Consider the following 19218-nt stretch of genomic DNA (forward strand, 5'->3'; position numbering starts at 1 on the left):
CCGCAAACTGCGACGCAAGTATGCTTTCAGGTTATCCGGCATCCGTTAACATGCCGCTCCTCATCTACCAGCACAGGGAGACCAGATGTACATATACCGGTTGGTTTTGCTTCTGGTGGTAGGCATCTATCTGTTCTCTCCAGCCATCATGGACTGGTGGATCGATGCGACCGGTGCCTGGTATCGCCCCTACATGCTGTGGCTGATCCTGATCGTGGTGACTTTCATTCTGCAGAGCCAGCGAGATGCCGATGAGCTTTAGTCTGACGCAGATGCTGATGGTCAGCGCCGCCTACCTGCTGGTGCTGTTCGGTGTAGCCTGGGTCAGCGAGCACGGCCTTATTCCACGCTGGATCATCCGTCATCCGTTGACCTACACCCTGTCACTGGGCGTGTACGCCAGCGCCTGGGCGTTTTATGGCACGGTCGGCCTGGCCTATCAGTATGGCTACGGTTTTCTGTCCAGCTACCTGGGGGTTTCCGGTGCATTCCTGCTTGCGCCAGTGCTGCTCTACCCGATCCTCAGAATCACCCGCACCTACCAGCTTTCATCGCTGGCCGATTTGTTCGCCTTCCGCTTTCGCAGCACCTGGGCTGGTGCGCTGACCACCGTATTCATGTTGATCGGCGTACTGCCGTTGCTGGCCTTGCAGATTCAGGCAGTGGCCGACTCCATCGGCATTCTGACCCGCGAACCGGTGCAGGATCGGGTGGCCGTAGCGTTTTGCGCGCTGATCACCCTGTTCACTATTTTCTTTGGCTCACGGCACATCGCAACCCGTGAGAAGCACGAAGGGCTGGTATTCGCCATCGCCTTTGAATCGCTGATCAAGCTGATCGCACTGGGCGGTGTCGGGCTGTACGCCTTGTATGGCGTGTTCGACGGCCCGCAACAGCTGGAACTGTGGCTGTTGCAGAACCAGACCGCCCTCGCCTCGCTGCACACGCCGTTGCAGGAAGGCCCCTGGCGCACCCTGCTGCTGGTGTTCTTCGCCTCGGCGATTGTCATGCCGCACATGTATCACATGACCTTCACTGAAAACCTCAACCCGCGCTCGCTGGTCAGCGCCAGTTGGGGGCTGCCACTGTTTCTGCTGTTGATCAGCCTCGCTGTCCCACTGATCCTCTGGGCCGGGCTCAAACTCGGGGCCACGACCAGCCCGGAATACTTCACCCTCGGGATCGGTATCGCGGCCAACAGCAAGTCGCTGGCCCTGCTCGCCTATATCGGCGGGCTGTCGGCGGCCAGCGGGCTGATCATCGTGACTACGCTGGCGCTGTCCGGCATGGCCCTCAACCATCTGGTGCTGCCGCTTTATCAGCCGCCAGCCGAGGGCAACATCTACCGCTGGCTGAAGTGGACGCGACGCGGGCTGATCGTGGCGATCATTGCCTTGGGTTACGGCTTCTACCTGCTGCTCGGTGCCCAGCAGGATCTGGCCAATCTCGGCATCGTCGCTTTCGTTGCGACGCTGCAATTCCTGCCGGGCGTACTGTCGGTGCTTTACTGGCCGACCGCCAACCGGCGAGGCTTCATCGCAGGCCTGCTGGCCGGCATTGCGGTCTGGGCAGTCAGCATGCTGCTGCCGCTGATCGGCAACCTGCAGGGCTTTTATATCCCCTGGCTGAACATGATCTACGTGCTGGACGACACCAGCTGGCACATGGCAGCTATCGCGTCCCTCGCGGCCAACGTGTTGTTGTTCACCCTGATATCCCTGTTCACCAATGCCAGCCCTGAAGAAGTCGGAGCCGCCGAGGCCTGCGCGGTCGATAACGTGCGCCGCCCGCAACGCCGTGAATTGCATGCCGTGTCACCCCAGGAATTCGCCACCCAACTGGCCAAGCCGCTGGGCGCGAAAGCCGCACAGAAGGAAGTCGAACAGGCGCTGCGCGATCTGTACCTGCCATTCGACGAGCGCCGTCCTTATGCCCTGCGCCGCCTGCGCGACAGGATCGAGGCCAACCTGTCCGGGTTGATGGGGCCAAGTGTCGCCCAGGACATGGTGGAAACCTTCCTGCCGTACAAATCGGGCAGCGAAAAATATGTCACCGAAGACATACATTTTATTGAAAGCCGTCTTGAGGACTACCACTCGCGCCTGACCGGCCTTGCTGCCGAACTCGACGCCCTGCGCCGCTACCACCGCCAGACCCTGCAGGAACTGCCGATGGGTGTGTGCTCGCTGGCCGAAGATCAGGAGATCCTGATGTGGAACAGGGCGATGGAAGAGCTGACCGGCATCGTCGCCCAGCGCGTGGTCGGTTCGCGACTGGAAACCATTGCCGAACCCTGGAAAAGCCTGCTGACCGGCTTTGCCAGCCTGCCCGATGAGCACCTGCACAAGCAGAAACTCGGTCTGGACGGCCAGACCCGCTGGCTAAACCTGCACAAGGCGGCCATCAACGAGCCTCTCGCCCCTGGCAACAGTGGCCTGGTGGTGCTGGTCGAGGACCTGACCGACACGCAGATGCTTGAAGACAAGCTGGTGCACTCAGAGCGGCTGGCCAGCATTGGTCGACTGGCAGCAGGCGTGGCGCACGAGATCGGCAACCCGATCACCGGCATTGCCTGTCTCGCGCAAAACCTGCGTGAAGAGCGTGAAGAAGACGGCGAACTGAAAGAAATCAGCAGTCAGATACTTGAACAGACCAAACGTGTGTCGCGCATTGTCCAGTCATTGATGAGCTTTGCCCACGCGGGGGCTCATCAGCACAGCGACGAGGCCGTTTGTCTGGCTGTGGTGGCTCAGGATGCTATTGGTCTGCTGGCGCTGAACCGGCGCAATTTCGAAGTACACTTCTATAACCTGTGCAACCCCGAACATTGGGCTGTCGGCGACCCGCAGCGCTTGGCACAAGTGCTGATCAACCTGCTCTCCAATGCCCGCGATGCGTCCCCTGCAGGCAGTGCGGTCAGGGTCAGAAGCGAAGTATCCGAGCACACGGTGGACCTGATCGTCGAAGACGAAGGCAGTGGGATTTCAAAGGCAATCATGGACCGATTGTTCGAGCCGTTCTTCACTACCAAGGAGCCTGGCGAAGGAACCGGACTTGGCCTCGCGCTGGTCTATTCCATCGTTGAAGAGCATTATGGACAAATCACTATCGACAGCCCGGCCGATCCCGAGCAGCAGCGTGGAACCCGTATTCGGGTGACCTTGCCACGTCATGTCGACGCGACGTCCACCGTGAACCGAGACCGTCGAGAGAACTGAATCAATGCCGCATATTTTGATCGTCGAAGACGAAACGATTATCCGCTCAGCCCTGCGTCGCCTGCTTGAACGCAATCAGTATGAAGTCAGTGAAGCCGGCTCCGTTCAGGAAGCTCAGGAGCGCTTCAGCATTTCGTCTTTTGATCTGATCGTCAGCGACCTGCGCCTGCCAGGCGCGCCGGGTACCGAACTGATCAAGCTCGGCGAAGGCAAACCGGTGCTGATCATGACCAGTTACGCCAGCCTGCGCTCAGCGGTCGATTCGATGAAGATGGGGGCTGTGGATTACATCGCCAAACCCTTCGATCACGATGAAATGCTGCAGGCGGTCTCACGAATTCTGCGTGATCGCCAGACGGTCAAGGGGCTTCAGGACGAGCGTAACGCCCTTGCCAAGGCTAACGGCGCTGAAAAAGGCCCGGCACAGAATAATAATGGCGAGATCGGCATCATCGGTTCTTGCCCGCCCATGCTGGATCTCTACAGCAAGATCCGCAAAGTGGCCCCGACCGATTCCAATGTTCTGGTTCAGGGCGAGTCGGGCACCGGCAAAGAACTGGTCGCCCGCGCCCTGCACAACCTGTCACGCCGTGCCAAGGCGCCGATGATCTCGGTCAACTGTGCGGCCATCCCTGAATCGCTGATCGAGTCTGAATTGTTCGGTCACGAGAAAGGCGCATTCACCGGAGCCAGTGCAGGTCGTGCTGGTCTGGTCGAAGCTGCTGACGGAGGCACGCTGTTTCTCGATGAAATCGGCGAGCTGCCTCTGGAAGCCCAGGCACGCCTGCTGCGCGTTTTGCAGGAAGGCGAGATTCGTCGTGTCGGCTCGGTGCAATCGCAAAAGGTCGACGTACGCCTGATTGCCGCAACCCACCGCGACCTCAAGACACTGGCCAAAAATGGCGAGTTTCGTGAAGACCTGTTCTACCGCCTGCACGTCATCGCCCTGAAACTCCCCGCGCTGCGCGAGCGTGGCAGCGATATTCTGGAAATCGCCCGTGCGTTTCTGGTACGTCAGAGCGCCAAGGTCGGTCGCGACGACCTGAAGTTTTCCCCCGACGCCGAACAAGCCATTCGCCATTACAGCTGGCCAGGCAACGTACGCGAACTGGAAAATGCGGTGGAGCGCTCGGTGATCCTGTGCGAAAACCCGGAAATCACCGCAGACCTGCTGGGCATCGACATCGAGCTCGACGGTCTGGATGACGACGAGTACATGGGCATGGCACCGCTGCCGGGGTCTTCCGGCTCGACGGGCAATGAGCCGGCCGAAGACCTGTCGCTTGAGGACTATTTCCAGCACTTCGTTCTGGAGCATCAGGACCACATGACTGAAACCGAGCTGGCGCGCAAACTGGGCGTCAGTCGCAAGTGTCTGTGGGAACGTCGGCAACGTCTGGGCATTCCGCGTCGCAAGGGCGTCGCCAACGAGACGTAAAAAGCGGTAAAGGCTCTGGCACGCGGTGCGCAGAGCGGGTAGAAACTGTTACCGCAAACACTTCACGTAACAAAAGCCGGGTCTTACGGTAACGCAGACCCGGCTTTTTTATGCCAACAACAACCGCCTTTCGCCCGCAAACGCCCGGTTTACGGGGCTTCGCAAAAGTTGGCACAGCTTCTGCTATATGCTTAGTACAAGAAAAACAACAAGCAGTACGACACCCATAATAAAAACAACACGAATCGACTCACGCATAACAAGAACAACACGGCGGAGGCGCAGCTAACTGATTCTTTTGGAGAGGAGTTGTATTTGGGGCTTGCCCCGCAACCAGGCCGAGAACAACAAAAACTACCCTTAGGTAGAGCCTGAACTGGTTGGATCGGATGATCATTGCAACGCAGCGACCAAAGCAATCCGTTTGCTCTTGACTCCCGATTGGGAGGTTTCACAGACGAAGGTCTCGTGAATGGGCACTCAACAAAAACAAGAAGCCCATACAGAAAACAATAATAAAGAGCACACACTTTGGGGGAGCTTCGGCTCCCCCAGTAGCTTCCCCAGCGTTAATACGCGCCATCGTTTGCCCTTCCGCGACAGCTTCCTACACCATCCCCCGACTAAATGCTAGAATCCCCACCCATCATGCGGTCATTCCACGTTTTTGGCCGAATATTCCTTCAAACAGTGCATCCCATGCTGAAGAAGTTGTTCCAGTCATTTCGTTCCCCACTGCGCAAACCGCAGCAACATACGCGTACCACGCCTGAAGTGCTCAATAGCAGCCAGCATTCGCTGCAACGCAGCCAGTTCAGCCGTTATGCCGTTAATATCGTCGAGCGCCTGCAGAACGCTGGCTACCAGGCCTATCTGGTCGGTGGCTGTGTACGCGACATGATGCTCAACATCACGCCCAAGGATTTCGACGTCGCCACCAGCGCCACGCCAGAACAAGTGCGTGCCGAATTCCGCAACGCGCGAATCATTGGCCGCCGGTTCAAGCTGGTGCATATCCATTTCGGTCGTGAAATCATCGAAGTGGCGACCTTCCGCGCCAATCATCCCCAGGATGACGAAGAAGAGGACAGCAACCAGTCCTCGCGCAATGAAAGCGGGCGCATTCTGCGTGACAACGTGTACGGCACGCTTGAAGAGGACGCCCAGCGTCGCGACTTCACGATCAACGCGCTGTATTACGATCCGGTCAGCGAGCGTGTTCTGGATTACGCCAATGGCGTACACGACATTCGTAACCGTCTGATCCGCCTGATCGGCGACCCCGAGCAACGCTACAAGGAAGACCCGGTGCGCATGCTGCGTGCGGTGCGCTTTGCTGCCAAGCTGGACTTCGGCATCGAAAAGCACAGCGCCCAACCGATTCGCTCGCTGGCACCGATGCTGCGCGATATTCCGTCGGCACGCCTGTTCGAAGAAGTGCTCAAACTGTTCCTCTCCGGGCATGCTGCTCCCACCTTTGAAATGCTGGTGGACCTGGAGCTGTTCGAACCGCTGTTCCCGGCCAGTTCCAAGGCGCTGGAATACAACCCGACCTACACCCATACACTGATCAGCAATGCCCTGATCAACACCGACCTGCGCATCAAGCAGAACAAACCGGTCACGCCGGCATTCCTGTTTGCCGCGCTGCTCTGGCCTGCCCTGCCGGCCAAGGTACTGCGCGCCCAGGAGCGCGGCATGCCACCGATTGCAGCTATGCAGGAGGCCGCTCACGAACTGATTATCGAGCAATGCCAGCGCATCGCGATTCCAAAGCGCTTCACGCTGCCGATCCGCGAGATCTGGGATATGCAGGAGCGCCTGCCGCGCCGTTCGGGCAAACGTGCAGACCTGTTGCTGGACAACTCAAGATTCCGTGCGGGTTACGACTTCCTGCTGTTGCGTGAAACTGCGGGCGAGCAGACCGATGGTCTGGGCCAGTGGTGGACCGATTATCAGGACTGCAACGACAGCGAACGCCGCGACATGATTCGTGACCTGAGCAACAAGCCCGAAGCTGCGGGCGCAGCGCCACGCAAGCGTCGTCGTAACAGCGGTGCCAAACGCAAGCGCACCACCGGCGAGGCGCAAAGCGGTGAATAAACCGCTGTTGACCACTGAACGCGTTTACATCGGCCTGGGCAGTAATCTTGCTGACCCGGCCGAGCAACTGCGCAGTGCCCTCAAGGCAATGGCGCAGTTATCCGGCTGTGAACTGACTGGCGTGTCATCGTTCTACGTCAGCGACTCGCTGCTGCCCGGCCAGCCGCGCTTTACCAACGCCGTCGCAGCACTCGACACTGCTCTGGCACCACTGACCCTGCTTGACGCGCTACAGGCCATCGAGCTGGATCAGGGCCGCGAACGCCACGAACGCTGGGGGCCTCGCACGCTGGACCTAGACATTCTGCTGTTCGGCAATCGCCTGATCGATGAACCGCGCCTCAAGGTACCGCATTACCACATGCAGGCGCGGGCATTCGTGCTGTACCCGCTGGCAGAGCTGGCCCCAGGCCTGACGCTGGCCGACGGACGCGAACTCGATCGTCTACTTGACGACTGCCCGTTTACGGGCCTTGAACGCCTGCCCGCCGAGGCATAAAGCCTGTCTGTCACCGCACATGTGTAACCGGTCCGACGCACAGGTAACACCTTCAATTGACTTCACGCCCCCTCCTCACGAAGATAGGCCTCCCGCCGCCGCACCACAGGCGAACGGGCGCGAAACAGGCCTTTGCAAAACACCGCGACACGACGGTGTGCCTGCTTTTCCAGGATGACTCTCACGCGCTGAACACCCGTCTTCACAGCGCCTGATGGAGGACTTACATGCCGAACATAACCGTTACGTCGCTGCTGGCCATGAAACAGAAAGGTGAGAAAATCACCATGCTGACCTGCTACGACGCAACCTTCGCCCACACCGCCTGCCAGGCCGGTGTCGAAGTGCTGCTGATAGGCGACTCGCTGGGCATGGTCCTGCAAGGTCACGACAGCACCCTGCCCGTCACGACCGCCGAAACCGCGTACCACGTTGCCTGTGTCAAACGCGGTAATCAGGGCGCGATGATTCTCGCTGACCTGCCGTTCATGGCCAACGCCACGCTGGAGCAAACCTTCATCAACAGCGCGACGCTGATGCAGGCAGGTGCGCACATGATCAAGGTCGAAGGCGCTGCATGGCTTGGCGAGTCGATCCGTTTGCTGGCAGAACGCGGCATCCCGGTGTGCGCACACATGGGCCTGACGCCGCAGGCAGTCAACGTACTGGGCGGCTACAAGGTTCAGGGTCGACTGGAAGCACAGGCACGGCAGATGCGTGCCGACGCGATCGCGCTGGAACAGGCGGGCGCAGCGATGATCCTTCTGGAGTGCGTGCCGAGTGAACTCGCCGAAGAAATCACCCAGGCGGTGAAAATTCCGGTCATCGGTATTGGCGCAGGCAGCGCTACCGACGGCCAGGTACTGGTGCTGCACGACATGCTGGGCCTGTCCATCACCGGGCGCGTGCCCAAGTTCGTGAAAAACTTCATGACCGGTCAGCCCGATATCCAGTCAGCTATCCGGGCCTACGTGGCCGCGGTCAAAGACGTCAGCTTTCCAGCAACTGAACACGGATTCTCGGCATGAACACAGTAAAGACCGTACAGGAACTGCGTGCCGCCGTTGCGCGGGCACGCAGCGAAGGCAAACGGATCGCGTTGACGCCGACCATGGGCAACCTGCACAGCGGCCACGCCGCACTGGTCGCCAAGGCGGCCCAACGTGCCGACTTCGTGGTCGCCACCATTTTCGTCAATCCGCTGCAGTTCGGCCCCAACGAAGACTTGGCCACTTACCCTCGCACCCTGGCGGCCGATCAGGAAAAACTCCTGCAGGCCGGGTGCAACCTGCTGTTCACCCCCAGCGTCGAGGAAATGTACCCGCACGGCATGGCCGATCAGACGCTGGTCAGCGTGCCACACCTGTCGCAAGGCCTGTGCGGTGCGAGCCGTCCCGGCCATTTCGAGGGCGTTGCTACGGTCGTCAGCAAGCTCTTCAATATGGTGCAGCCAGACCTGGCGATTTTCGGCGAAAAAGACTTCCAGCAGCTGGCGGTGATTCGCGCCATGGTCCGTGACCTGAACATGCCGATCCAGATCATCGGAGAACCTACCGTGCGTGCCGACGACGGTTTGGCGCTGTCCTCGCGTAACGGTTATCTGAATGAAGCTCAGCGCGCTGCGGCACCCGCGCTGTATCAGGCCATCCGCCAGACCGCCGACGCGATCAGCGCAGGCGAGCAGGATTTCGACGCACTGCTGACAAGCAAGAAGCAGCAACTGGAGGCAGCCGGTTTTCGTATCGATTATCTGGAAATACGTGACGCCACCAGCCTGCGTCCGACCACTGCCGAAAATCGCGACTTGGTCATCCTCGCCGCCGCATTCCTGGGTAAAACCCGCCTGATCGACAATCTGCACCTGACCAGAAGCTGACGGGATGCGCCGGGGCAATGAACTAAGCCGCACCGGCAATGCCATACCGGTACAGGTTGCCTGAACCACAACCGACAGCATTTGAGCGCAAGCCCCGGTTTCTTGTGTGCGAAAAAGTACCGGGGTCATGTAAGGCGAGGCGCAGACAAACGGGTACGCGAAGGGTAGTCTGCTATGTATAGCCCGTGAGAAAGCTTGCGACCTCGCCCCAAGAATATCCAAAGACAGAACCAGTTAAAGGAAACCCGCAGCGATGGCGTACTACCGCAATCCTTCCGATGTGACCGCTCTGCCCGCCTGGCAAGCGTTGAGCAAACACCGCCAGTCCATGCAGAATTTCAGCATGCGCGAAGCGTTCAATTCTGATCCGCAGCGCTTCAGCCAATTCACCCTCAGCAGCGCCGGCCTGTTTCTCGACTACTCCAAAAACCTGATCACCACCGAAACTCGTGATCTGTTGGTCAGCCTAGCGGGCGAAGTGAACCTCAAGGACGCTATCAAGGCTCAATACGATGGCGAGCTGGTCAACTCATCCGAAGGTCGCCCGGCGCTGCACACCGCTCTGCGCCGGCCGGTCGGCGACAAGTTGAAAGTCAACGGTGTCGATGTGATGCCGGACGTACACCGCGTACTCAATCAGATGACCGAACTGGTCGGCCGCATCCATGACGGCCTGTGGCGCGGTTACACTGAAAAGCCGATCACCGACGTGGTGAACATCGGCATCGGCGGCTCGTTCCTCGGCCCGGAGCTGGTCTCCGAAGCGCTGGTGGCCTACGCGCACAAAGGTGTGCGTTGCCATTACCTGGCGAACATCGATGGCAGCGAGTTTCATGAACTGTCGATGAAAATTCGCGCCGAGACCACACTCTTCATCGTCTCGTCGAAGTCCTTCAACACGCTGGAAACCCTGAAAAACGCTCAGGCTGCACGCTCATGGTACCTGGCGCAGGGCGGCTCCGAAGTTGAACTGCATCGCCACTTCATCGCGGTTTCCAGCAACAACGCGGCGGCCGTAGCCTTCGGCATCCGTGAAGAAAACATCTTCCCGATGTGGGACTGGGTTGGCGGTCGCTATTCGCTGTGGTCGGCCATCGGCCTGCCTATCGCGCTGGCTATCGGCATGTCCAACTTCAAGGAACTGCTGTCCGGCGCCTATACGATGGACCAGCATTTCCAGAGCGCCCCTTTCGAACAGAACATGCCGGTGCTGCTGGCGCTGCTGGGTGTCTGGTACGGCAACTTCTGGAATGCGCAAAGCCACGCGATCCTGCCGTACGACCACTACCTGCGTAACATCACCAAACACCTGCAACAACTGGACATGGAGTCCAACGGCAAGAGCGTCCGTCAGGACGGTACGCCAACCTCCACCGACACCGGCCCGGTCATCTGGGGCGGCGTGGGTGCCAACGGTCAGCATGCTTATCACCAGTTGCTGCATCAAGGCACACAGATGATTCCGGCCGACTTCATCGTGCCGATCGTCAGCTTCAACCCGGTTGCCGACCATCACCAGTGGCTGTACGCGAACTGCCTGTCACAAAGTCAGGCTCTGATGATGGGCAAGACCCGCGCTGAAGCCGAAGCCGAGCTGCGCGAGAAGGGCATGAGCGAGGAAGAGGTGCAGAAACTGGCACCGCAAAAGGTCATCCCCGGTAACCGTCCGAGCAACACCCTGGTGGTCGAACGCATCAGCCCTCGTCGTCTTGGCGCACTGGTGGCGATGTATGAGCACAAGGTGTTCGTGCAGAGCGTGATCTGGGGCACCAATGCCTTTGACCAATGGGGCGTGGAACTGGGCAAGGAGATGGGCAAGGCCGTGTACCAGCGTCTGACCGGCGGCACCGAAGAGCCGGCTGACGATGCATCGACCCAAGGGCTGATCAACTACTTCCGCGGCCGTCACCGCGGCTGATTTGTCCCTCTCATGGTTATGACCATCGTTCCCACGCTCCGCGTGGGAATGCCGTACGTGACGCTCTGCGTCATAAAGAGGAAGCAAAGCGTCCAGAACTGCATGCCGACGCGGAGCGTCGGCACGATAGTCAGCCAGGCGATGAGCGCTCCGCGCTTCGAACGAGCCTCAGTCAGCTTTATCCAAGCCCTCCCGATGCACGAGCACGACATGGAATTCATCCGCACCCGCATCGAAACCCAGGTCATCAGCCTTACCGGCCTAGCCCTGGGCCAGCTGGATCTGGAGAACCCCAAGGGCGACCCCGGTCTGTTTGGTCCTCAGGCAGTGTGCTGGAAGGTACACGGCGATTTCACCAGCATGCTGGTCGGCGGCATCAGCGCCTTGATGTTGCAGGCGCTACACCCACTGGCACTGGCGGGTATCTGGGACCACTCCAACTTTCGTCAGGACATGCTCGGCCGCCTGCGGCGTACAGGGCAGTTTCTGTCCGGCACCACCTACGGCTCCACTCAAGATGCCAACTGGCTGATCGACAAGGTGCGCAACATTCACCTCAATATCGTCGGCACCGCGCCCGATGGCCGGCCGTATGCCGCCAGCGATCCGGATTTGCTGACCTGGGTGCATGTGGCCGAAGTCAGCAGCTTTCTCGCAGCCCATCTGCGCTACCTCAACCCGGATATGTCGCTCACCGATCAGGACGCGTACTACGCTGAAACAGCGCTGGTTGCCGAACGGCTCGGGGCAGGTAATGTTCCGCGCTCACGTCAGGCCATCGCTGATTATCTGGCAGACATTCGCGGGCAACTGGTGTGTGACGAACGCAGTCACGAAGTGCTGCGCCTACTGCTTGATGCCCCCGCGCCCAACTGGCTGGCCAAGCCTTTCGGTGTATTGATGATGCGTGCCGGTATCGACTTGCTGCCGGACTGGGCGAGCGAAATGCTCGACATTACCCAAGGCCCCGTGCAGCGCCGGATAATCCGCCTGGGCGTCAACAACACCGCGCCCATTTTGCGTTGGGCCGTGCAGGACGGATCAGCGCAACGTGCCAGACGCCGCATGGACGTTACCTAAAGGTTTTCGGCAAAACGTGACCGAGCGGTTCACGGTTGGAACCTGCCTGCCTATCTGTGCCAACATGAGCCCTCAATAACAATGAGGATCAGCACCATGCAGGACGTCGTTATCGTCGCCGCCACCCGTACCGCCGTCGGCAGTTTCCAGGGTTCTCTGGCTGCCGTTGCTGCTGTAGATCTTGGCGCTGCAGTCATTCGCCAACTGCTGGCGCAAACCGGCGTGGACGGCGCGCAAGTCGATGAAGTCATCATGGGCCAGGTGCTGACCGCCGGCGCAGGCCAGAACCCGGCGCGACAGGCTGCCATCAAGGCGGGCCTGCCCTTCTCGGTACCGGCCATGACCCTGAACAAGGTCTGCGGCTCGGGCCTCAAGGCACTGCACCTGGCGACCCAGGCGATTCGCTGCGGTGATGCCGAAATCATCATTGCTGGCGGCCAGGAAAACATGAGCCTGTCCAACTACGCGCTGCCGGGCGCACGCACCGGTTTGCGCATGGGCCATACCAGCATGGTCGACACCATGATCACTGATGGTCTGTGGGATGCATTCAATGATTACCACATGGGCATCACCGCCGAGAACCTCGCGCAGCAGTACGACATCAGCCGTGAAGCCCAGGATCAGTTCGCTGCCCTGTCTCAGCAAAAAGCGATTGCGGCCATTGAAGGCGGACGCTTTGTCGATGAAATCACTCCGATCCTGATCCCTCAGCGCAAGGGCGAGCCGTTGTCCTTCGCCACTGACGAACAGCCTCGCGCTGGCACCACGGCTGAAACACTCGGCAAACTCAAACCTGCGTTCATGAAGGACGGCACCGTCACCGCCGGTAATGCGTCTTCGCTCAACGACGGTGCCGCCGCCGTGATGCTGATGAGCGCGGCCAAAGCCGAGCAGTTGGGCCTGCCAGTGCTGGCGCGCGTCGCCGCGTACGCCAACGCAGGTGTAGACCCGGCCATCATGGGCATCGGCCCGGTCAGTGCAACCCGGCGCTGCCTGGACAAGGCTGGCTGGTCGCTGGACGAACTGGATCTGATCGAAGCCAACGAAGCATTTGCCGCACAGTCGCTGTCGGTCGGCAAGGAACTGGGGCTGGACCCGCAAAAGCTCAACGTCAATGGTGGTGCCATCGCCCTTGGCCACCCGATTGGCGCGTCAGGCTGCCGCGTGCTGGTGACACTGCTGCACGAGATGATCAGGCGCGATGCCAAGAAGGGCCTGGCCACGCTGTGCATCGGCGGTGGCCAGGGGGTTGCCCTCGCGCTGGCACGCTGAGGGCGCTTGCAACCGGTAATCAGGCGCCTGCGGGCGCCACTTCCATGTCCACCGGCTCTGGACGCTTGATCAGCGCGTAGACCACGCCGGTCAGCACGCTACCGGCGATAATCGCCAGCAGATACAACAGCGCATGGTTGATGGCGTTGGGGATCAGCATCACAAACAGGCCGCCGTGTGGCGCCATCAGCTTACAGCCGAAGTACATCGACAATGCACCGGTCAGCGCGCCACCCACGACACTGGCCGGAATCACCCGCAACGGGTCCTTTGCAGCGAAGGGAATGGCACCTTCCGAGATGAAGCACAGCCCCAGCACGAACGCCGCCTTGCCTGCCTCTCGCTCGCTCTGGGCGAACTTGCGGTGGGCCAGGATCGTGGCGATGCCCATACCGATGGGCGGCACCATACCGGCAGCCATGGCAGTGGCCATCGGCGCATAGCTCTGGGACGCCAGCAGACCGACCGAGAACGCATAGGACGCCTTGTTGATCGGCCCACCAAGGTCGACGCACATCATTGCACCGAGCACCACGCCCAGCAGGATGGCGTTGGTGGTGCCCATGCTGTCGAGGAAGTGCGTCAAGGCTTCCAGCATGCCCGCAACCGGCTTGCCGACCACATAGATCATGACCAGACCGGTGAACAGGCTAGACAGCAACGGGATGATCAGAATCGGCTTGAGCGCTTCGACGCTGGCTGGCAGGCGTGCGTAGCGGTTGATCGCGGTAGCACTGTAACCGGCAAGAAAACCGGCAATGATACCGCCAATGAAGCCGGCACCCAGCGTACTCGCCAGCAGACCACCGATCATGCCAGGCGCAAGCCCCGGGCGATCAGCAATCGAATACGCGATGTAACCGGCCAGCAGTGGAACCATGAGTTTGAACGCAGCTTCCCCGCCGATCTGCATCAAGGCCGCCGCCAGCGTGCCTTGCTCTTTGAACGCGGTGATACCGAACACGAAGGAAAGAGCGATCAACAGCCCGCCCGCCACGACCATCGGCAGCATGAACGACACGCCGGTCAGCAGGTGCTTGTACACACCTGCCTTTTCTTGCCTGGCAGGTGATTTGGCAACAGCCTCGTCGGACTCGACCTGGCCTTCTGCCAAGGCTTTTTTCAACGTTGCTTCGGACTGCTTGAGCGCGATCCCGGTGCCGCAACGGTAGATTTTCTTGCCGGCAAAACGATCAGTATTGACCTCGATATCCGCAGCCAGCAGCACCACGTCGGCCTCGGCAATGGCCTTGGCGCTGAGCGGGTTGCGCGCGCCGACCGAGCCTTGGGTTTCGACTTGCAGGTCGTAATTCAGACGCTTGGCAGCCTGCTGGATCGCTTCGGCCGCCATGAACGTGTGCGCGACGCCGGTCGGACAAGCCGTGATCGAAACGATGCGCGGTTGCGCGCCCGTATCACCGCTTGCCTGAGGCGCCGCGGCTTCGGAAGCCACATGCACCTGCGCTTCTCGCTCGGCGCGCTGCAGAAAACTGTCGACATCCTGCAACGCATGCGCAGGCGAATTCTGAAACAGGCGTTTGCCGACAAAGCGGCTCAGGTCCACCGGACCGGTATTGACCACCAGGACAAGATCGGCGGCTTCGATGTCCTGAGCGGACAACTGCTGGTCCGATTTGTTGGGATCGATGATTTCGACGCTGGTTTCCCAGCCCTGGCGCAATGCCGCCGCTTCGAGCAATCGTGCGCTGAGTACGCTGCTGACCTTGCCGTTCGGGCAGGCCGTAACTATGGCTAACTTCATGACGATCCTCTCTTATTGTTCTGAAAGGCTGCGTACAGTGACGCCGCCTTCAAGCCGTTTGAGTTGCGCGGCATCGGTGATACCGAAACCGATCTGGGTCACTGCCATGGCGGCAATCGCTGTGGCAGTGCGCAAGGTCTTCTGTGGCTCGTGAGCGCTGATCAGCCCGTGCACCATGCCGGCCAGAAGCGAATCGCCAGCACCTACCGTGCTGGCCACTGTGACCTTGGGCGGCAGCGAGTGCAGCGCCACACTTGGACTGAACCAGTGCACGCCTTCAGAGCCCTGAGAGATCACCACATGCTCGATGCCCTGCGTGTGCAGGCGAGCAGCCACTTCGGCTTGCGCGGCGATGGAAATGATCGGTGCGTCGAGCGCATCGGCCAGTTCTTCGGTGTTGGGCTTGATCAGCCACGGCCCGGCGGTAAGACCGGCGCGCAGGGCCAGGCCGCTGCTGTCCAGCGCTACTTTCAGACCGAGGTCCTTGAGCATCACCAACAGTTTGTGCAGCCACTCCGGCGTGACACCACGCGGCAGGCTGCCAGCAACCACCACAACGTCGAAACCTGATGCAATCTGTTGCACACGGGCGAACAGCGCTTGCTGTGCCTCTTCACTGACCTGCGGGCCAGGGCCGTTCAGGTCGGTGATGCGGCCACTGCCTTCGGCCAGCTTGATATTGCTGCGGGTTTCTCCTGGCACGCGGACGAACTCGTCAACAAAGTTGCGACGTTCGAACAACGCCTCGAACGCTTGCTGGTTGTCGACACCGAGAAAACCGGCAACAGTCAGGTCATGACCCAGGTCAGCCAGCACCTGCGCCACATTCAGGCCTTTGCCCGCTGCGTGAGTGAGCATTGCATTGCTGCGGTTGACCTGACCCAGCTCCAACTGGCCCAACTGCACAGTCAGGTCCAGCGCCGGGTTCATGGTCAGGGTAAGAATCTTAGCCATTACACAGCCTCCACAAGCGCGCGGACTTCGGCAGCGCTGCCCGCCGTCAGCGCATTTTGCGCCAGTTGGCGCGCGCTGCTCAGGGTCAGTTCACGGACGCAGGCCTTGACCTCGCCAATGCTGCGCGCCGATACACTCAATTCATCCACGCCCAGCCCGACCAGAATCGGCACCGCCAGCGGGTCGGCGGCCAGTTCGCCGCATACGCCCACCCATTTACCGTTGGCATGCGCAGCGCGCACGGTCATGTCGATCAGTTGCAGCACCGATGGATGCAGGCCGTCAGCCTGGGCCGACAGCGTCGGGTGACCACGGTCGATGGCCATGGTGTATTGCGTCAGGTCATTGGTGCCGATGCTGAAGAAGTCCACTTCCTTGGCCAGCACCGGGGCAATCAGCGCCGCCGATGGCACTTCGATCATGATCCCCAGTTGCAGGTCGCTGACCGGAATTTCCTCGCGCAACCGCTCGGTCATTTCCCGCGCCTGACGCCACTCTTCAAGCGTGCCGATCATCGGGAACATGATGCGCAACGGGCTGCTGTCTGCCGCGCGTAACAGGGCGCGCAACTGGCTTTCCATCACATCCGGGCGTTGCAGGGTCAGACGGATACCGCGTACGCCAAGGAACGGGTTTTCCTCTTTGGCGATCGGCCAGTAAGGCAGTGGTTTGTCGCCACCCACGTCCAGCGTACGCACCACCAGCGGACGGCCGCCCAGATCAGTCAGCACGCGACGGTATTCAGCTTCCTGCGTCGCTTCATCGGGGGCCTGAGAATGCGCCATGAACAGCAACTCGGTGCGCAGCAGGCCAACGCCTTCCGCGCCCTGCTCCACAGCCGCTGGCGTCCCGGTGCTATCGCCGATATTGGCGAAGACTTCGACGGCATGCCCGTCACGCGTCACAGCAGGCTCCATACGCGCTGCCGCTGCGGCCTTGAGACGCTCTTCGCGGGCATCGCGGTCCTGAGCGGCGCGCTGCAGGGTTGCTTCATCAGGTGCGACGGTCAGCCGCCCGCGCTGGCTGTCGAGCAGCAGCACGGTACCCGGCTTGAGCAGCAGCACTTCGTCACCGGCACCGACGAGGGCAGGAATGCCCAGCGCACGCGCCACGATGGCACTGTGCGCGGTCGCGCCGCCACGGGCATTGAGGATGCCAGCGACCTGCGCCGGGTCCAGACGGGCTACGTCGGATGGGCCGACTTCGTCCATCACCAGAATGTAAGGTTCGTCCGGGGCTGCGACGGTTTCGACGCCGCAGATCTGCGCCAGCACGCGCCGCCCCACATCACGCAGGTCGGCGGCACGCTCGGCCAGCAGCGCGTCCTGCAGTTGTTCCTGCTGAACGGCAGCGGTCTCGATGACCGTGGCCCAGGCCGCAGCCGCACTTTCGTCGTTGTTGAGGCGCGCCTCGACTTCGTTGGTCAGTTCCGGGTCTTCGAGCATCTCCTGGTGGGTGATGAAGATTTCCCGGATAGCCTTGGACTTGCTGCGCTGAATGAGGTTTTCGATGTCGCTGCGGACTTCACCGATCGCCTTGTGCAGACGCTCGCGTTCGGCAGCCACAGACTCACCCTGCTGCGGATAATCAAAGATTTGCAGCACCTGAACGTGGGCCGGGCCGATAGCAATGCCCGGCGAAGCAGGCACGGCCTGCAACACGCTGCCGGCAGCCGGGGCGTTGAGCGGCTTGGCTACAGCAGCAGGCGCTGGCGCAGCTTGAGCCTCTGAAGCAACGGGCAACGGTTCGACTTCTTCACCCAGGCCCTGCTCCACTGCGGCGATCAGGGCAGGCAACGCGTCGTTGGCAATCGTCGGTTCGGCAATGAACTCCAGCGTCTGACCACGGCGTGCGCCGAGGCTGAGCAGCTTGCTCAGGCTCTTGGCCGACACCGCAGATTCGCCGCTTTCCAGCACGCGCATGCGGATCTCGCCGTCAAATTCCTTGGCCAGTTGCGCCAGTATCTTCGCCGGGCGGGCGTGCAGGCCGTGGGCGTTGGCCAGCTGGACGCGCTGGGTCGGCCATTCGGCAGGCACTTCGCCGCCCAGAGCTTCCAGCACAACGCGACTGTTGGTGGCGTGGCCCAACTCATGACCACGGCCTTCGATCAGCAACAGGCACAGACGCTCCAGCAGCGCCTGATGCGCCTCACCCAGACTGGCGAGACAGAACAGACCGGTCAGCGGCTGGCCCAGATAGCGGATAGGTTTGTCCGGCGTGACGAACGCCAGACCCGGACGTTTGACGGTTTGCTCGCTGTGCAGCCACCACAGGCCATCACACAGCGACAACGCTTCAACCTGCTGCAGCACGGCAGCGAACCCGTTGCTCACGCAGTCGGCTTTGCGCAGCAGGCGTGCGCCGCGCCAGACCAGTTCTTCAAAATCGTCGGCCGATACGCCGAGGCTGATCATCTGTGCGTCGAGCGCCAGTTCCTGAGGTGCGCCCTGTAACAATTTGAGCAGGTCTTCCGGCGTCCTGGCTTCGCGCAGCGCCTGGCCCAGATCCTCTTCACCCAATGCGCGGGTCAACAGTTGCAGCAGACGCAAGTGCTCATCGGACTTGGCCGCAATACCAATCGCCAGATAGACCATTTGCCCGTCGCCCCAGTCCACCCCTTCGGGGAACTGCATCAGACGCACACCGGTGGTAACCACCAGATCGCGGGTTTCGGGAGTACCGTGCGGGATGGCGATGCCCTGACCGAGAAAGGTCGAGCCCTGCTGCTCACGGCTCATCAGCCCGGTGAGGTAGCCCTCGGCAACCAGGCCATCAGCGACCAGGTGGTCGGCAATCAGCTTAAGTGCGGCAGTTTTATCCACAGCCGACCGGGCCATGGATATTTGCTCCAGAGTGAGTTCGAGCATTGCCTTGACTCCTGTGCAGCGCCAAGGCGCCACCTGATTCTTGTTTTAATGACGATCACGTGATCGACAGCTTGGGGGGATGCAAGCGATGCTTGTCCGGACATCGTATCGCACATCACTTTCATCTCGATTGCAGCAGACAACAGGCGTGCTGAATCGTTTAATCTACAATTGCCCGGCACGTTACTCGATTCTAGGGATTCATTGAAGCCCAGTCGGTCTGATCAC

At 60.7% G+C, this 19218-nt stretch carries 13 protein-coding genes; 10 read left to right on the forward strand and 3 right to left on the reverse strand.

Features of this window, described 5'->3' with window-relative positions; genetic code table 11:
* The first annotated feature begins 85 nt into the window (after nt 1-85).
* From AC4ANK_RS24670 to AC4ANK_RS24715, 10 genes are all read left to right on the forward strand, one after another.
* Nucleotides 86-262 (forward strand): hypothetical protein, encoded by a 177-nt coding sequence (locus tag AC4ANK_RS24670; RefSeq protein ID WP_002552060.1) that lies wholly within the window; start codon nt 86-88, stop codon nt 260-262.
* Nucleotides 246-3218 (forward strand): sensor histidine kinase, encoded by a 2973-nt coding sequence (locus AC4ANK_RS24675; RefSeq protein WP_002552059.1) that lies wholly within the window; start codon nt 246-248, stop codon nt 3216-3218. Before AC4ANK_RS24670 ends, AC4ANK_RS24675 begins: the two co-directional genes overlap by 17 nt.
* Before the next feature lie 4 nt (nt 3219-3222).
* Entirely contained in the window at nt 3223-4656 is a 1434-nt protein-coding gene (locus AC4ANK_RS24680; RefSeq protein ID WP_002552058.1) for a sigma-54-dependent transcriptional regulator, read from the forward strand.
* 699 nt (nt 4657-5355) lie between these two features.
* A complete protein-coding gene (locus tag AC4ANK_RS24685) occupies nt 5356-6759 on the forward strand; it encodes a polynucleotide adenylyltransferase PcnB (RefSeq protein WP_002552057.1) in 1404 nt (467 codons plus the stop codon).
* Nucleotides 6752-7258: a 2-amino-4-hydroxy-6-hydroxymethyldihydropteridine diphosphokinase gene (folK, locus tag AC4ANK_RS24690; protein WP_002552056.1), complete on the forward strand. Its 507-nt coding sequence runs from the start codon at nt 6752-6754 to the stop codon at nt 7256-7258. The genes AC4ANK_RS24685 and folK overlap by 8 nt, the downstream gene beginning before the upstream one ends.
* Before the next feature lie 227 nt (nt 7259-7485).
* The gene (gene panB / locus AC4ANK_RS24695; protein ID WP_002552055.1) at nt 7486-8286 is read left to right on the forward strand and encodes a 3-methyl-2-oxobutanoate hydroxymethyltransferase; all 801 of its coding nucleotides are present in this window, start codon (nt 7486-7488) and stop codon (nt 8284-8286) included.
* The gene (panC, locus tag AC4ANK_RS24700; RefSeq protein ID WP_031596380.1) at nt 8283-9134 is read left to right on the forward strand and encodes a pantoate--beta-alanine ligase; all 852 of its coding nucleotides are present in this window, start codon (nt 8283-8285) and stop codon (nt 9132-9134) included. The genes panB and panC overlap by 4 nt, the downstream gene beginning before the upstream one ends.
* A gap of 253 nt (nt 9135-9387) precedes the next feature.
* Nucleotides 9388-11052 carry a glucose-6-phosphate isomerase gene (gene pgi / locus AC4ANK_RS24705; protein WP_002552053.1) on the forward strand — a complete coding sequence of 555 codons (1665 nt, stop codon included), beginning with the start codon at nt 9388-9390 and terminating at the stop codon, nt 11050-11052.
* Nucleotides 11053-11262: 210 nt separating this feature from the next.
* A complete protein-coding gene (locus AC4ANK_RS24710; protein WP_002552052.1) occupies nt 11263-12132 on the forward strand; it encodes an oxygenase MpaB family protein in 870 nt (289 codons plus the stop codon).
* A gap of 96 nt (nt 12133-12228) precedes the next feature.
* Nucleotides 12229-13407, forward strand: coding sequence for an acetyl-CoA C-acetyltransferase (locus tag AC4ANK_RS24715; protein ID WP_002552051.1), 1179 nt, complete (start codon nt 12229-12231; stop codon nt 13405-13407).
* Nucleotides 13408-13426: 19 nt separating this feature from the next.
* On the opposite strand, the gene AC4ANK_RS24720 is transcribed toward AC4ANK_RS24715, so the two are convergent.
* The 3 genes from AC4ANK_RS24720 to ptsP are packed head-to-tail and all read right to left on the reverse strand — an operon-like array spanning nt 13427 to nt 18990.
* Nucleotides 13427-15169, reverse strand: coding sequence for a PTS fructose-like transporter subunit IIB (locus AC4ANK_RS24720; RefSeq protein ID WP_031596378.1), 1743 nt, complete (start codon nt 15167-15169; stop codon nt 13427-13429).
* A 12-nt stretch (nt 15170-15181) separates the two neighbouring features.
* The gene (pfkB, locus tag AC4ANK_RS24725) at nt 15182-16123 is read right to left on the reverse strand and encodes a 1-phosphofructokinase (protein ID WP_002552049.1); all 942 of its coding nucleotides are present in this window, start codon (nt 16121-16123) and stop codon (nt 15182-15184) included.
* Nucleotides 16123-18990: a phosphoenolpyruvate--protein phosphotransferase gene (gene ptsP / locus AC4ANK_RS24730; RefSeq protein ID WP_460383548.1), complete on the reverse strand. Its 2868-nt coding sequence runs from the start codon at nt 18988-18990 to the stop codon at nt 16123-16125. Before ptsP ends, pfkB begins: the two co-directional genes overlap by 1 nt.
* Between the last annotated feature and the right edge of the window lie 228 nt (nt 18991-19218).

The sequence above is a fragment of the Pseudomonas sp. Pmew2 genome (genome assembly GCF_058129885.1).